A 16,433-nucleotide genomic window follows, 5' to 3' on the forward strand; every position below is an offset into this window, starting at 1 on the left:
TCTATTATTCCTTATCATCAAGATGGATCATTGCAAATACCGCATAATTGATCATATCCTGATAATTGGCGTCGATACCTTCGCTCACCAATGTTTTCCCCTTATTGTCCTCTATTTGTTTTACCCGTAATAATTTTTGCAAAATTAGATCCGTTAAGGAACTAACCCTCATATCTCGCCAAGCCTCCCCATAATCGTGATTTTTATTCTCCATTAAGGTTTTGGCTACCGATATGTGCTCATCATAAAGGGCAACCGCTTCGGAAGCAGAAAGATCGGGTTGATCCACCACTCCTTTTTGCAGTTGGATCAGTGCCATTACGGAATAGTTAATGATTCCAATAAATTCTGACCTCTCATCCTCATCAACCTTACGCACAAGATTCTCTTGCAAACCTCTAATACGTTGCGCTTTGATATAAATCTGATCGGTAAGGGATGGAAGGCGCAAAATTCGCCATGCACTTCCGTAATCTTGCATTTTTTTCTGGAACAGGTCCCTACAAATTTTTACTACGGCATCGTATTGCTCAGAGGTATTATGCATGTAATCGATCTAATTTGTGTAAATTTCGCTTAAATTATTAAAGTAATCAAAAATCGGGTTTTTAGTTTACTTCCCAAAGTTTTAAGCCCTTTTATCTTATTAAAGAAATGACTATTAATTGCAATGGAAATTTAGTGGATCTTAGCACTCCTAAAGTGATGGGAATCCTAAATGTTACCCCAGATTCATTTTATGACGGGGGACAATACAAAAATGACAGTGAAATTAAGGCCCAGGTGGATAAAATGCTTACCGATGGGGCCACTTTTATAGATTTAGGAGCCTATAGCAGCAGACCAGGAGCCCAGCATATCAGTGAAGAAGAAGAATGCCTACGGATTGTACCGATAGTAAAGTTTCTTGTAAGTTCCTTTCCAAATATTTTACTGTCTATAGACACTTTTAGGAGCAGGGTAGCTCATGAATGCTTACAGGAAGGCGCTGCCTTGATAAACGACATTTCAGGAGGTGCCTTAGACCCAAAAATGTTAGCTACAGTAGGAGCGCACAAAGTGCCCTATATTTTGATGCACACCAGGGGAAACCCTAGGAATATGGCACAACAAACAGATTACCAAGATTTACTGGGTGAAATTTTATACTATTTTTCAGAAAAAATCCTTTTGGCACGGCAGGCAGGAATAAACGATATTATAATTGACCCTGGATTTGGCTTTGCCAAAACCTTGGAACAGAATTATGAGATCTTTCAGAAAATGGAATTGCTACATCAGCTAGAATTACCCATCTTAACTGGAATCAGCAGAAAATCCATGATCTACAAACTTCTTAACACCAGCCCAAGTGAGGCTTTAAATGGCAGTACCGCCCTTAATATGTATGCGCTTTCAAAGAAAACCAACCTATTACGGGTACACGATGTTAAGGAGGCTGTAGAGTGCATTACCCTATACAATGCCATCAATACTAATAGGCAACGACCCCAAGAAACCTCCTTAAATCGATCCATAATTATGGGTGCCAAAAGGGATTAAACATTTTTTATGAAATTAATTTGTGGTTATCCCTTATTTCCTAATTTTACAAAAACCCCAAAGATTGGATTTTTTAAACTTTTTAGATTTTAGCATTACCGACATCATAGACATCTTTCTGGTGGCCATACTGTTGTATTATATTTACAAGTTAGTGCGCAGAACGGTAGCGATCAATATTTTTATTGGGATCGTAATTGTTTGGGCTTTTTGGAAATTAACAGAAGTCCTGGACATGAAAATGATCAGCAGCATGGTCGGAGGCTTCATGCAGGTGGGTCTTATTGCCCTTATTATAGTCTTTCAACAAGAAATTCGAAAATTCCTATTGATGGTTGGCTCCACCAATTTCGCTTCCAAGCGCAACTTTCTAAAACACTTTAAATTTACGCGCGAAGATGGTCTTACTACCGGACCCAATGTGGATGCTATTTTAGGTGCCTGTGAAAAAATGAGTGAAACAAAAACGGGTGCGCTTTTGGTAATTGAACGGAATAATTCCTTGGATTTTGTAAAGGTCACGGGCGACAAGATGAATATTGAAATTACACAGCCTATCATTGAAAGTATATTTTACAAGAACAGCCCCCTACATGATGGTGCTGCCGTTATCCAAGATAATTATATAGTGGCTACCCGTGTAATTCTACCTGTATCTAATGAACGCAACATTCCTTTGCGTTTTGGCTTAAGGCATAGAGCAGCAGTGGGCATAACTGAAAAAACGGACTCGTTAGCATTGATTGTCAGTGAAGAAACAGGACTGATCTCCTATATTAAAAATGGTGAGTTTATTCTGTTCAATGACCTTTCTGAGTTGGCAAGTCTTATTAAAGAGGATCTTATTTAATCCGCTAGATTAAGAATTGCCTCTATTTTTTTAGAATAAAGCAAAGTCTGACGCAAGCTTCCAATTCTCTTACAGAACTTCCTCTGCCAAAAATTGTGCTTCGTACAAATTCTGATAATACCCCTTTTGCTTTAAAAGCTCCTCATGGGTACCCGTTTCCACAATTTCACCCTGGTGCATTACCAAAATTTTATCGGCCTTCCTAATAGTAGCCAATCTATGGGCTATGATAATTGATGTGCGGCCTTCGGTTATTTTTTCCGTGGCTCGTTGTATCAACTGTTCCGAATAAGTATCTACCGAAGAGGTAGCTTCGTCCAGCACCAAAATACTGGGATTGCTTACATAAGCCCTTAAAAATGCGATAAGTTGCCGCTGACCACTAGAAAGCATGGTCCCGCGCTCCTTAATGTTGTAACTATACCCCCCAGGGAGACTCATGATAAAATCGTGCACCCCAATCTGTATGGCCGCCTGCTCTAGATGCGACTCTGTAATTTCATCATTTTTCAAGGAGATATTATTGGCAATAGTATCGGCAAAAAGAAACACATCTTGTAAAACGACTGCTATTTTTGACCGCAGGGAGTTTAACCTATACTCCTTAATATCTACTCCATCTACCTTAATACTGCCCGAATTAATTTCATAAAAACGATTCAGCAAATTAATTATAGTCGATTTTCCGGCACCTGTTGCCCCTACAATGGCAATGGTTTCCCCCGCCTCTACCTTGAATGAGATCCCGTGCAATACTTCCTCATCCTCCAAATACCCAAAACGGACATTAGAAAATTCAATATCTCCTTTTATATGTTCCTTGTCTACCGTACCCAAATCTTCAATATTACTTTCGGTATCCAAAATTTTAAACACACGATTGGCGGCTACCATCCCCATTTGAAGGGTATTAAATTTGTCTGCAATTTGCCTAAGGGGTCTAAAAAGCATGCTGGAGAGTAAGATGAACATAAAGATAGTTCCATATTCCTCTTTATTTATATTTGCCACATTCTGAAGACCTCCATACCAAACAATCAACCCTACCGTAATAGAAGACACTATTTCTGCGATAGGAAAAAAGATAGAGTTGTACCACACAGTTTTTAGCCAGGCATTTTGGTGTTTTTCGTTGATTTCCCTGAATTTTTCCTTTTCAATTTCCTCGCGGGTAAATAGTTGGACTATTTTCATTCCCGTAATACGTTCCTGCACAAAGGAATTTAAATTGGAAACCTGCGCCCTTACCTCAATAAAAGCAACTTTCATGGCTTTTTGAAACAATCGGGTGGCGTAGAGAATTATTGGTAAGACCGCAAAAACGATCAAGGACAATTTCCAATTGGAATAAACCATAACGGCTGCTACTACCACCATTTTCAAAAGATCGGAAACTATAACAAAGAAGCCTTCACTAAAAATTTCCCCTATTCTTTGCATATCGGTAACAGCCCTAGTCACCAATAACCCAATGGAGGAATTATCATAATATTTCATCTTAAACCCCATCAAATGCTTAAAGAGCTTAATGCGAATATCCTTAATTACCGACTCCCCCAACCAATTGGCATAGTAATTAAACAACAGCTGACATATTACCTCCCCAAACAAAACTCCGATCATGGCCAAGATAAGCATGAGCAACTTTTCACTATCCTTGTTGGTAATGGCATTGTCCACGATTTCACCCACTAAAACAGGGGTAAGCACGGCGAATCCGGACAACAATATGGCCGCCAAAGCCACCCCATAGAAGGTTCCCGAATAAGGCTTTACATGCCTTAACAAACGCTTGAATAATCTAAAATCAAAAGCTTTACCTGTATCCTTATCCATGGTTATTAATAATATTATCTGGATATTTTATCGCAGTTAAATATAATCCTTTTGCGGGCACTGATATCCCTGCCTTACTTCTATCCTTACTTTCTATAATAGCGGGAATATCCTTCAAGGGCGTTTTACCCGTCCCTACATTGATCAACGTTCCCACAACGGCACGCACCATATTTCGCAAAAACCGATCCGCTCTAATTGTAAATACCATTTTCTCCTCATCCGTTGTCCAAATTGCGCTACGCAGATCACATATATAGGTCCTTACATCGGTTTTTGATTTCGAAAAGCACTGAAAATCCCTATGTCCCACTAAAATAGTGGCCGCTTTGTTCATCTCCGCAATATTTAACGGATATTTCACATAATAGGCTGCGTCGAACAAAAAAGGATCTTTCTTGCCCGTCACCCAATATTCATAGGTACGCTCCTCGGCATCAAAACGCGCATGCGCATCATCCGGTACAGGGAAAATTTGCTGCACCACTACATCAGCGGGCAAGAATGCATTTAACCTATATAACAACGGACCACTTTCCAATACTGAACTAAAATCAAAATGGGCATACATTACTCTTGCATGCACTCCGGCATCTGTTCTTCCGGCAGCCATAATCTGTATGGATTCTTTTAAGATCAGGGACAGAGCGGTTTGCAAAACCTCTTGCACTGTAATAGCATTTGGTTGAATTTGGGAACCGTGATACCTTTTACCGTGATATGCAAATTGGATAAAATATCTCAACTGAATGATTTAGTTTTGTGGTTCACAAAGATACTTGTTCTGTATTAGAAAATAGAAAAAAGATACGCTAGAGTATCTATATAAGAGCAACAATAGATTCATTTGTAATATCTAAAAAACCGTAATACCGGTTCACCGCCCTATCATGGTATTTAATAGGAAATTGAAGAACATTAGCAATAATGGGATTTCCAAAAACACAAAACGAACAACAATGACAAGAATATTACTACTGAGCGACACCCATAGCCATATGGACGATAAGATATTAAAATATGTAAAGCAGGCAGACGAAGTATGGCATGCTGGCGATATTGGAAGCCTAGAAGTCACCGATACCATTCAAAAAATAAAACCTTTAAAAGGGGTTTATGGCAATATAGACGAAAACAGAATTCAGCTAGAATTCCCTTTGGACAATAGATTTAAATGCGAAGGAGTGGAGGTTTGGATTACCCATATTGGGGGTTATCCCAACAGATACAATCCAAGGGTACGGGAGCAAATAAAAGCAAATCCACCGAAATTATTTATCTCGGGACATTCACATATATTAAAAGTAATGTGGGATAAAAAATTAAACCTGCTTCACATGAACCCAGGTGCATGTGGCATCCATGGTTTCCATCAGATCAGAACCATGCTCCGCTTTGTTATAGACAAGGAAGAAATAAAAGACCTGGAGATTATAGAGCTCGGAAAAAGAGGATAATTCTTAGGGACCTCTATAATACTAAAGTTTTAAACCACTATAACCCGTTAAAAAAGCGAGATTGGTTCAATTAACAGCTATAAATTTGTTTCAAAGCAATTTATTAAAACAAAATTTCAATAATAAAAAACCCGGGAACAACCCCGGGTTTAACGCACTAATACTACTAAGATGTTAGGCTTAACGCAAACGATCCACAGATTTTACAAGATCTTCATCCTTTTTTATTGCCCTGTTGGCCAGGACTAAAAAAACGATAGAAAATACAGGAATCAGCATCCCAATACCCTTCTCTGAAACCGTAGTTTCTCCGGATAAATTTAGTGATCGATAAACGAAAAATCCTAGTAAAAAAAGATTCAATATCATATTCAATCTGTTTACCACAAATTGATTTTTCCTATTTTTAAACAATAACATAGCGACTAGCGCCAAAACTGCGCTTCCGTAAAAAACCAATGAAATAAACACCGCATTGTCTGAAAATATTTCATTCCCAGCTGCATCTGACCAAAGATTCACAAAAAAGGGCAAAACGGCCCCAAGAATGATAACAACGATTAAATAAACAGTCTGAATTCTTTGAATCATGTTTTTTCGCACTAATTGAAAGACAAAAATAAGCGTCTTTTTAAAATTTATCGACTAAATATTGAAAAAAATTTGTAATATTGCTCTATTATAAGTCAGATTACTTACCAACAAGGGCTTTCATGTCCTTTTTATTACCCAAAAAACAAGTACAGTACACTTCATAATTTTCGAAATAAGTATAATTTATTCAAAACTTAATGTTTGAGATTTCAGATTTAAAATCAAAAAAGCTTCCTGAGCTTCAGGAAATAGCCAAAGGCCTAAATGTAGCCAAGTTTAAAACCTTGAAAAAACTAGATTTGGTCTACCAAATATTGGACGTACAGGCTTCAAACCCAAAGATTGTTCAAGAAAACACTCCTGCAACCATACCAGAAGATAATACTCCTAAGGTAAAGCGTTCGCGAGTCGTTAAAGAAAAACCTGCTCCAGTGGTGAAAAATGATCCCGCCCCGATCAAATCGGAAGGTGAAAATGTGGTAGTCGAAGAAAAGAAACGTGAGATTCCATCAAAACCACCCACAGAGGAAAACAAACAGGAAAAAACTAAGCCTGTAAGAAATCCTCGCGTGCAAAACACCGCTGGTCCTATAAAAAGGGAGCATCAAAAAAGTTCTGCCCAGCAAAACACCACTCACCAGAACACTTCCCAACCCAACAAACCACAGCATAAAAAAAGCCCCCAACATCAAAAGTCGACCGTTGACAAAATCAACAGTAATTTTGATAAGGATTTAAAAAATAAATACAAGGAACCAGAATTTGAATTCGATAGTATTATTGAAAGCGAAGGGGTCTTGGATATTATGCAAGATGGTTACGGATTTTTAAGATCTTCGGATTACAACTACCTTTCTTCTCCAGATGATATTTATGTATCCCAGTCTCAAATAAGATTATTTGGACTAAAAACTGGCGATACTGTACTTGGAAATGTACGTCCACCAAAAGAAGGCGAAAAGTATTTTCCACTTATAAAGGTGAATAGAATAAATGGAATTGACCCTCAGATAGTAAGGGATAGGGTTTCATTTGAACACTTGACCCCCTTATTCCCACAGGAAAAATTTAATCTTGCTGAAAGACAAAGCACCATTTCCACGAGAATAATTGATTTGTTCTCTCCTATTGGAAAAGGACAAAGGGGTATGATTGTTTCCCAGCCTAAAACTGGTAAGACCATGCTCTTAAAGGATATTGCCAATGGTATTGCAGCCAATCATCCTGAAGTGTACCAAATTATTCTTTTGATAGATGAACGTCCTGAGGAAGTTACAGACATGCAGCGTAATGTTCGCGGTGAGGTCGTTGCTTCTACTTTTGACAAGGAAGCTACAGAACATGTAAGAGTTGCCAATATTGTTTTAGAAAAAGCAAAACGATTGGTAGAATGTGGACACGATGTGGTTATCTTATTAGATTCAATTACACGACTTGCCCGAGCGTACAATACCGTTCAACCTGCCTCTGGAAAAGTCCTTAGTGGGGGTGTGGATGCCAATGCGCTTCACAAACCAAAGCGTTTCTTTGGTGCAGCACGTAATATTGAAGGAGGAGGCTCCTTAACCATTATTGCTACAGCACTTACCGAAACTGGGTCTAAAATGGATGAAGTGATCTTTGAAGAATTCAAGGGAACTGGTAATATGGAATTGCAATTGGATAGAAAAATATCGAATAGAAGAATTTTCCCAGCCATCGACCTTACCTCATCGAGCACCAGAAGGGACGACCTATTATTGGATGAGAATACCATTCAGCGTATGTGGATCATGAGAAAGTATTTGGCCGATATGAATCCTGTAGAAGCCATGGAATTTATAGAACGACGTTTTAAACAAACCAAGAACAACGAAGAGTTTTTACTGACCATGAATCAGTAGCGGTTAGTTTTTGAACCATCAATACTAAAAAACTCCCATTTGACAAATGTCAAATGGGAGTTTTTTGTTGCCTTAAAGTTCGTCTACATCAATCGTGGAGCGCAAGCCTCAAAAGAAAGCCAACAACCTCTTATAGCAGCCAAGATCACTGAATATTGATGAAAAAATAGGGATGTACAATTAAATTAGTCCCTAATTATTTTTTAGTATTTTTATAGGAACGTTTTTTTATCAGTACTTTAACAAGGGTTTTCCCCCATCCCTTATATTTTAACAAATCAAATAAACCAATCCTATGAAAAATTCGAAAAGAGCAGCGCGCTTATTATTTCTGATGGCCATTCTAGTTTTCGGCATCACCTCCTGTAAACCAGAAAAAGAAAAAGAGCCTACACCGGCCCCAGAACCTGCACCCGTTAAGGCTCCAGCACAAATTGTAACTGTTGCACAAGCAAAGACCATGTACGATGCCTATGGGGAACGAAGGGTAGGACTAATAGAGAAATTTGAGAATGAACAAAGTCCGGAAAAAAAATTCGATGTAGCACGTTTCGGATCTTATGATTATAAGACTATTAAAACATATTTGGCCTATATTGAACAAGAAGCTAAAAATGCCAACGTAGAAATCTCCACACTTCGCTTTTATTTCTCCAATTATCCCGACCAAAAAACCTTTGAAAATGGAAGGGAAATTAAACATCCCAGACAAAATTCGTTCTTTATGATCCCAACTATAAAAGAGGGCAATAATGGGGACTATGCTTTTTACATTCGTGAAGATGACAATGGTAGAAATACACCCATGTTACTCACCGATAACCTAAATCCTAAAAAACAGGAAAATATGGACACCGAGCAAGGAGCAGCAAGCCAAAAATCGGAAGCCTCCTTTATACCCAGTATTTCTACCAGCCTGATGTACGCCAAAGACAAAAGCTTAATCCTAAACGAGGGGGATATGATTCCACCACCCTATAAGGCCAATTAATTTTAACCAGGGACTTAACCAATTATCCTTTTAAACCAAAATGGAATTTTTAGACCTTTTGCTAGAGAATTTATACAAACCCCTATATGCACTTTCGGTACTTATTGCATTAGTTAAATACCCCAAATATTACAACACACCCTTAGGACTGTTTCCCGTAATACTTATGTACACCCTCCTAACAGAGATATTGGGATACATTACTAAAAATTATGAGGTTTACAACATCTCCCTTTTTTCAACTTTCGTAGAATACAACGTCATTATATACAATATTTACAATATCATATTTTTCTGCTATTTTTTCTATGTGTACTGGAGCTATATCGACAATAAAAAGTATAAGAATCAAATCCTTTATGGCGGCGTATTGTTTTTAATCATAACCGTAATAAACACAACTTTTGAGAGCTTTACACTGGAATCTCAGCTTTATAGTTATTTGGTTGGGGGGCTACTTATTATTTACTGCACTATACTTTTCTTTTTGGAACGAAAAAAAATACAAGAAAAGCACAATTATAGGTATGCCAGTATTAAATGGATCAGTATAGGTCTATTTATATTTTACCTAGGATACCTTCCCATAAAGGCTTCTAGATATTACAATTATTTATATAAAATAAATGAATATATCCACCTCAGGAGAATTCACTTGCTTCTGATATGCATACTCTATTCCTGCTTTATAATAGGCCTATACAGGATGAGGCGCAAATTTTGGATTTAATCAAAACAGGTTCCAAAGCTTAAAAAAAATCAATAAAAAACGCCCCTTCTTATAAAAGAAAGAGCGTTAATCCAATATTTTATAAGCACTTAAAGTGCAGCTACCTTCTGGGAAAGTTTGCTCTTTAGGTTTGAAGCCTTGTTGGTATGAATGATATTGCGTTTCGCTAATCTATCGATCATACTTACTACACTTGGCAATAAAGTCTCAGCAGCTTTCTTGTCTTCCTCGCTACGCAATTTTTTAATTGCATTACGGGTAGTTTTATGCTGATACCTGTTACGTAAACGCACTGCTTCGTCTCTTCTAATCCTCTTTAATGCTGACTTATGATTTGCCATTTCTATCTAATTATGTTTTTTTTATTGGGACATGCCCTTAACTTCACTATGTAGTCCGTAGGGGAATCGAACCCCTGTTACCAGGATGAAAACCTGGCGTCCTAACCCCTAGACGAACGGACCATTTTAATAAAAGATCTGGCACTACCTAAGCATCACCAAAATCCAATATTAATATTTCAAAACAATCTTAGTAGTCCGTAGGGGAATCGAACCCCTGTTACCAGGATGAAAACCTGGCGTCCTAACCCCTAGACGAACGGACCATTCTACTACTTAATTGCGGATGCAAAAATACAATTATTTTTAACTATCGCAAGCCCTAAATAAAAAATTTTTAATTTTTTAATATGCCTTTGCAAAAAGCACCCTTTTTGTTGAGGGTTTTCCCGTAACCATACATACTCCATCCTCATTTTCACTTGCAATTGGAATGCAACGGATAGTTGCTTTAGTCTCCTCTTTAACAAGCTCTTCTGTTTCTGCACTTCCGTCCCAATGGGCAGAGATAAACCCACCTTTAGCCTCTAAGACCTCTTTAAACTCTTTATAAGACTCCACTTCAGTAATATGGGATTCCCTATACGCCAATGCTTTTTTATAGACATTCTCCTGGATATCTTCCATTAGAAACTCAATTTTAGCAACAACTGCATCGGCAGAAACGGTTTCTTTTTCAAAGGTATCCCTTCTTGCCACCTCATAAGTACCGTTATCCATATCGCGTTGACCAATAGCCAAACGCACAGGCACCCCTTTTAACTCATACTCGTTAAATTTAAACCCAGGTTTATGCGTATCCCTATTATCGTATTTAACCGAAATTCCCTTGGAACGCAATTCTTTTACCAACGGAGCCACTCTTTCAGAGATTGCATCCAATTGGTCCTCTCCTTTATAGATAGGAACAATAACCACCTGGATGGGTGCCAATTTCGGAGGCAATACCAGACCATTATCATCGCTATGAGTCATGATTAAGGCTCCCATTAAGCGAGTAGAAACCCCCCATGAGGTAGCCCACACATATTCTTGTTTCCCTTCCTTGTTCGCAAACTTCACATCAAAGGCCTTCGCGAAATTTTGCCCTAAAAAGTGTGAGGTTCCTGCTTGCAAAGCTTTTCCGTCCTGCATTAAAGCTTCTATACAATAGGTCTCCAAGGCACCAGCAAATCGTTCACTGGCAGTTTTGGTCCCTTTTATCACGGGAACTGCCATATATTCTTCTGCAAATTCAGCATAGACATCCATCATCTGCTTCGCTTCGATTATGGCTTCACTTTCCGTTGCATGTGCGGTATGGCCTTCTTGCCATAAAAATTCTGTCGTTCTAAGAAAAAGTCGCGTTCTCATTTCCCAACGCACCACATTGGCCCATTGATTGATTAAAAGCGGCAAATCGCGATAAGACTGGATCCACCTTCTATAGGTATCCCATATAATTGTTTCGGAGGTAGGTCTCACAATTAATTCCTCTTCCAATTTGGCATCGGGATCAACAATAATTCCACTGCCATCTTCAGCATTTTTTAATCTATAATGAGTAACCACGGCACATTCCTTGGCAAAGCCCTCAACGTGACTTGCTTCTTTACTTAAATAGGATTTAGGGATAAACAAGGGAAAATACGCATTTTCATGCCCGGTTTCCTTAAACATCTTATCTAATTGTGCCTGTATCTTCTCCCAAATGGCATAGCCATAAGGTTTAATGACCATACATCCCCTAACTCCCGAATTCTCAGCTAAATCTGCCTTTACCACCAGCTCGTTATACCATTTAGAATAGTCCTCTGCTCTTTTCGTTAAATTTTTACCCATGCTAGTAAGTTTGGCACAAAACTTGCGACCTTATATTAATATAAAATAGTTCAACAAAACTAACTATTTTTACTATGTTCAACAATTAAATTTAAAACCATGATACATTCTCTACCCCAACAAAGAATACGTATATCGATTTCCCTAGTTCTTTTAGGTCTGTTCGCCGTATCGTGCGGCTCGTACCAATCGGCTTCCTATTATGACAATGACGGCATATATGCAGGCGGAACGGAAGGCAATCAGAGAGTTCAGGTTATTGAGCAGCCAAATAGGCAGCAAGCTCAGCCTGAACAAAATAGCTATGGAGAATATTTTGGACAAAGAGCTAATGAATTTGGGGAAATTCTGGAGAGCGAAGTATTTACCGATATTGATGGGTATTATGGTAATATGGAAAGCGACAGCTTAAATGCAAATGCCGACATGGACACGTATGACGCCAACAATGATTATAGGGGTTATGCCGCTTGGGGAGACAATCCTACCAGCGTGAACATTAACATCTACGACAATGTGGGGTACGGAGGATATAATTACGGATGGGGAAGCCCTTGGTACTACAGCGGATACTACGGCGGTTACTATGGCCAGTACAATCCATGGAGATGGGGCGGTTATGGTCATTACGGATATCCAGGCTACGGCTACAACAATTGGGGTTGGGGTGGTTATGGCTATAGCTATGGATGGGGACATCATTACAGCCCTTATTACAGACCTTATTATTACAATAATTACAGACCCGGTTACAATTACTACAACAGAAATTATGCCTATAATTCCAGCAGAAGAGGAGTTTACCGATCTAACTCACAACTTAACAGTAATGCTTTAAGAGGAAGGTCTACCCTAAATTCCAATAGCAACACCTCTAGATATAGGAGCACCGCAAACCGCAGCAATGTAAATAGAAGCACCACCAATAACACCAGTCGCTATAGGACTAGCGCCAGTACCAGAAAGGTTGGAGTCGATGCTCAGGAAAGAAACAGCTCCTACAGGACCAGCAGAAGTACTAGGGTGGCACCTACCAGCACACGTAGCAGTCAGACTTATAAAAGATCTGAACCCGGCAACAACACGTATAGAAGTAGTCGAAGCACCACTGCTCCGAGAACCACTACTACAAGAAGTTCTACTAGCACAAATAGGCCATCTAGCAGTAACGTGAGAAGCTCCAGCAGCACACGTTCTTCTAGCAGTACTATCAGAAGCACAAGCAGTCCATCTAGATCCTCATCCGGAAGCGTAAGGAGCAGTAGTTCCTCTACAAGATCGTCTGGTGGAAGAAGTCGTGGTAACTAAAATAATTCTGAACTGCAATCCAATTGAAAATTTCAAAAATTAAAAAAAGATGAAGAGATACCATACTTTCATTCTATTCTTGGCATGCGCATTCGTAAGCGCTCAGAACATAAACGATGTATTGCGATATAGCAACGAATCCCTTCAGGGTACAGCTCGATTTCAAGGTATGAGTGGTGCTTTTGGCGCACTTGGAGGCGATCTTTCCTCACTAAACGTCAATCCGGCCGGATCTGCAGTATTCAACAATGGACTGTTCTCCGTTACCGCATCCAATTATCACCAAAAGAACGATGCTTCCTATTTTTCAACAAACAGTACTACTTCGCTAAATTCCTTTGATCTAAATCAAGTTGGTGGAGTTTTCGTTTTTAAAAGCAACGATTCTAACTGGAAAAAGATTTCCTTGGCCTTTAATTACGATTTGGCCAAAAATTTTGATGACGAAGTTTTTGTAACTGGAAATAGTGACCAAGGAGTAGACAATTTCTTTTTAGATTATGCCGGTGGTCTCCCCTTTGGAGACATACTCCTACAGGACGGCGAGTTTATTGAGGACGCTTATCTGGACATAGGCTCTAGCTTTGGATATATGGACCAACAGGCATTTTTGGGTTATTATGGGGGCGTCATAGACCCCATGGACGAATCTAACAATAACAACACCCAATATATTTCCAATGCCAAGTACAGCACCGTTAACCAGCGCTTTTTGCAGAACACCACAGGGTACAATAGCAAATTCACTGCCAATGTAGCCTCTCAATATGGTGATAACATTTATCTGGGTGCTTCACTGAACGTTCACAACATTTTATATGAAAAACTAACTCAGCTTACTGAGCGTGGTTTCGATTCCGATTCGGAAATCCAGAACATTTCTTTTGACAATTTACTCAGGACCCAAGGAGCTGGATTCTCCTTTAGCCTTGGAGCCATAGCCAAATTAAATGACTATGTTAGGGTTGGGGGTAGCTATCAATCCCCTACTTGGTACCGACTATCTGACGAAACCTCACAAAAAATAAATTCGGATTTAGCGGACGAGGACATCTCCTTTATCAATTTTAACATCATAAATATATTTGAGGATTACACTATCCAAACCCCCGCTAAATTAACGGGTAGTTTAGCCTTAGTTCTAGGAAAACAAGGACTTATTAGTGTTGACTATGGCTACCAGGACATGTCAAATGCAAAGTTAAAACCTTCCACAGATCCCAGCTTCGCAACGGAAAACGCTTTTATTGCCGATCAATTAGGTGCAGTCTCCTCACTTAGGTTGGGTGGCGAATACCGATTAGCCGCCTTAAGCCTAAGAGCCGGGTACCGATTTGAACAAAGTCCGTACGCCAACGGGAATACCATAGGAGACCTAAATGGATATTCTGGTGGATTGGGTTATAATTTTGGAGGAAGCAGACTGGACCTATCCTATAGCTATGCCTCACAGGATACCAGAAAGTCACTTTATGAGACAGGGTTTCCTACCCCTGCCAACATCACCAATAAAAATTCTGTAATCAGTTTGGGGTATACCTTAAATTTCTAAATACAGAAAACTATAGCACATAAAAAAGTCGGAGAATTCTCCGACTTTTTTATAATCACTTATTATCCTATTTCAGAGCCTTGATCCAAGCACTAAATTTAAACTGCAGCCTATCTTTTTAAGGTAAAGTGCGTTCGAACGGACCTCGCTACTATAATTCCACTGGCATCCTTAAAATAATCCATTCTAAACCAATAGTCGGAAGAAGGCATAGGTTTACCGTTAAAGGTGCCGTCCCATCCTATGCTAGTCTCATCTAGTTGCTTCAATAGTTTCCCATATCGATCAAAAATAGACACTACAGGGTTAATCAGGGTCGATATCCCAAGAACGTTCCAATGGTCATGAATCCCATCGCCGTTTGGAGTAAAGAATTTGGGATAGCCCACCACTAGAAATGGAATAGACTCGGTTGTACCACAACCGTATTTATCGTTTATTATAACGGTATTTTCCCCTGGAGCCACATTGGCAAAGATGGGGTCGTCTTGGAATTCACCTCCATTTATGGCGAATTCATAATCCCCATCAGGGTTAGCCATTACAATTTCCACAATATTATTATCGGAAAGATCATCCCGAGAGATTACTTCCTGAAAATACCACCTCGGGTTTTTAAAAAAGGTGATCAAAATATCATCTTCCACTGTTGGCGGAGTTCCTGAAACAGTTGTTATCTCCACAAAATAGCGCCCAGCATTGGGACTAGTTACCGTATACTCAAATTCCGTAGGTCCTGAAGCAAGATTAGGATTATCTATAATACCATCATCTTCATAATCAACAGACCAGGTAATATTGGCAATATCAGTTCCAGCTGGTGAATTTCGCGCAGACAAGACAATAGGTGGATCACCTTCACAGACTGTGATATCCAATCCCAAAAACTCGTCCCTAAGGGTACAATCCAGCGCATTGTTCTGGTCGGCATCCACGGAACTACCGGTAAAAGTCAGTTCAAAAGATTCCGCTTCGTCATCAAAATTGGTATTCCAATTATTGATCAAGATATAATAGATTTCCCCTTCCTGCACCTCTAGCCACTCGTCATAAGTATTTCGACTTTGTTTTACAAAGGGCGCACCCACTTCCCCATTTTCGGGATTGATCCCAATTCCAGTATACGGAGTGTCATTAGTTTCAAAATTGCAACGGATAGGGTCTATAATGCCAGCTCCTATAGCCAAGCAATCTACATCTGGACCATAAACGGCAAAATCCCATTCCGCGGTAACAATATTGGGTCCACCCGTTACTGGCAAAGCCTTTATATTAAAACCTATCTGTCCGTCCTTACCTGCCCGAAACACATACCAAGAAGTATTGTTCTCTATGTTTTCTGAGGTATTACTTCCTTTCTCCAAGCATCCCGAATACCTAACAAAATCCGGGTCAAAATCATCGATTCCACCACCATCTGCTACCCCAGCTATAGGAGCATCCGCACAAACGGGGATGGCAGTCCTACAATCGGGTGAGTTTTGCGCATATAAACTGCCCATAAATAGTAATAATATACCTAAAGAAT

14 protein-coding genes and 2 tRNA genes are annotated in these 16,433 nt (G+C 39.3%); 7 read left to right on the top strand and 9 right to left on the bottom strand.

Features of this window, described 5'->3' with window-relative positions; translation table 11 throughout:
* Positions 1 to 4: 4 nt before the first annotated feature.
* A complete protein-coding gene (locus KCTC52924_RS01655; protein ID WP_251809151.1) occupies positions 5 to 547 on the bottom strand; it encodes a DUF1599 domain-containing protein in 543 nt (180 codons plus the stop codon).
* 107 nt (positions 548 to 654) lie between these two features.
* Here KCTC52924_RS01655 and folP point away from each other — a divergent pair, with 107 nt between their 5' ends.
* Together folP and cdaA are read left to right on the top strand one after the other, a co-directional pair.
* The gene (folP, locus tag KCTC52924_RS01660) at positions 655 to 1,542 is read left to right on the top strand and encodes a dihydropteroate synthase (protein WP_251809152.1); all 888 of its coding nucleotides are present in this window, start codon (positions 655 to 657) and stop codon (positions 1,540 to 1,542) included.
* 64 nt (positions 1,543 to 1,606) lie between these two features.
* On the top strand, positions 1,607 to 2,392 hold the full coding sequence (cdaA, locus tag KCTC52924_RS01665) for a diadenylate cyclase CdaA (protein ID WP_251809153.1): 786 nt from the start codon (positions 1,607 to 1,609) through the stop codon (positions 2,390 to 2,392).
* 69 nt (positions 2,393 to 2,461) lie between these two features.
* Here the strand turns inward: cdaA and KCTC52924_RS01670 are convergent, their stop codons facing one another.
* Positions 2,462 to 4,228, bottom strand: coding sequence for an ABC transporter ATP-binding protein (locus KCTC52924_RS01670; protein WP_251809154.1), 1,767 nt, complete (start codon positions 4,226 to 4,228; stop codon positions 2,462 to 2,464).
* Positions 4,221 to 4,973 carry a tRNA pseudouridine(38-40) synthase TruA gene (gene truA / locus KCTC52924_RS01675; RefSeq protein WP_251809155.1) on the bottom strand — a complete coding sequence of 251 codons (753 nt, stop codon included), beginning with the start codon at positions 4,971 to 4,973 and terminating at the stop codon, positions 4,221 to 4,223. The genes KCTC52924_RS01670 and truA overlap by 8 nt, the downstream gene beginning before the upstream one ends.
* A gap of 214 nt (positions 4,974 to 5,187) precedes the next feature.
* On the opposite strand from truA, the gene KCTC52924_RS01680 reads away from it, so the two are divergent.
* Positions 5,188 to 5,685: a metallophosphoesterase gene (locus KCTC52924_RS01680; protein ID WP_251809156.1), complete on the top strand. Its 498-nt coding sequence runs from the start codon at positions 5,188 to 5,190 to the stop codon at positions 5,683 to 5,685.
* A 180-nt stretch (positions 5,686 to 5,865) separates the two neighbouring features.
* On the opposite strand, the gene KCTC52924_RS01685 is transcribed toward KCTC52924_RS01680, so the two are convergent.
* Positions 5,866 to 6,276 carry a DUF4293 domain-containing protein gene (locus tag KCTC52924_RS01685; RefSeq protein WP_251809157.1) on the bottom strand — a complete coding sequence of 137 codons (411 nt, stop codon included), beginning with the start codon at positions 6,274 to 6,276 and terminating at the stop codon, positions 5,866 to 5,868.
* A 200-nt stretch (positions 6,277 to 6,476) separates the two neighbouring features.
* Between KCTC52924_RS01685 and rho the strand changes: the two genes are divergently transcribed.
* On the top strand, positions 6,477 to 8,162 hold the full coding sequence (rho, locus tag KCTC52924_RS01690) for a transcription termination factor Rho (RefSeq protein WP_251809158.1): 1,686 nt from the start codon (positions 6,477 to 6,479) through the stop codon (positions 8,160 to 8,162).
* A 295-nt stretch (positions 8,163 to 8,457) separates the two neighbouring features.
* Positions 8,458 to 9,153 (top strand): hypothetical protein, encoded by a 696-nt coding sequence (locus KCTC52924_RS01695; RefSeq protein WP_251809159.1) that lies wholly within the window; start codon positions 8,458 to 8,460, stop codon positions 9,151 to 9,153.
* Between the two features lie 819 nt (positions 9,154 to 9,972).
* Here the strand turns inward: KCTC52924_RS01695 and rpsT are convergent.
* From rpsT to proS, 4 genes are all read right to left on the bottom strand, one after another.
* Entirely contained in the window at positions 9,973 to 10,224 is a 252-nt protein-coding gene (gene rpsT, locus KCTC52924_RS01700; RefSeq protein ID WP_251809160.1) for a 30S ribosomal protein S20, read from the bottom strand.
* Positions 10,225 to 10,275: 51 nt separating this feature from the next.
* Positions 10,276 to 10,347 (bottom strand) — tRNA-Glu (locus tag KCTC52924_RS01705).
* Between the two features lie 71 nt (positions 10,348 to 10,418).
* Positions 10,419 to 10,490, bottom strand: a tRNA-Glu gene (locus tag KCTC52924_RS01710).
* 79 nt (positions 10,491 to 10,569) lie between these two features.
* Positions 10,570 to 12,045 carry a proline--tRNA ligase gene (proS, locus tag KCTC52924_RS01715; RefSeq protein WP_251809161.1) on the bottom strand — a complete coding sequence of 492 codons (1,476 nt, stop codon included), beginning with the start codon at positions 12,043 to 12,045 and terminating at the stop codon, positions 10,570 to 10,572.
* A 99-nt stretch (positions 12,046 to 12,144) separates the two neighbouring features.
* Between proS and KCTC52924_RS01720 the strand changes: the two genes are divergently transcribed.
* A complete protein-coding gene (locus KCTC52924_RS01720) occupies positions 12,145 to 13,353 on the top strand; it encodes a hypothetical protein (RefSeq protein WP_251809217.1) in 1,209 nt (402 codons plus the stop codon).
* Between the two features lie 49 nt (positions 13,354 to 13,402).
* Positions 13,403 to 14,905, top strand: coding sequence for an OmpP1/FadL family transporter (locus tag KCTC52924_RS01725; protein WP_251809162.1), 1,503 nt, complete (start codon positions 13,403 to 13,405; stop codon positions 14,903 to 14,905).
* Positions 14,906 to 15,015: 110 nt separating this feature from the next.
* On the opposite strand, the gene KCTC52924_RS01730 is transcribed toward KCTC52924_RS01725, so the two are convergent.
* The gene (locus KCTC52924_RS01730) at positions 15,016 to 16,407 is read right to left on the bottom strand and encodes a T9SS type B sorting domain-containing protein (RefSeq protein WP_251809163.1); all 1,392 of its coding nucleotides are present in this window, start codon (positions 16,405 to 16,407) and stop codon (positions 15,016 to 15,018) included.
* Positions 16,408 to 16,433 lie beyond the last annotated feature (26 nt).

This window comes from Arenibacter antarcticus, assembly GCF_041320605.1.
GTDB lineage: Bacteria > Bacteroidota > Bacteroidia > Flavobacteriales > Flavobacteriaceae > Arenibacter > Arenibacter antarcticus.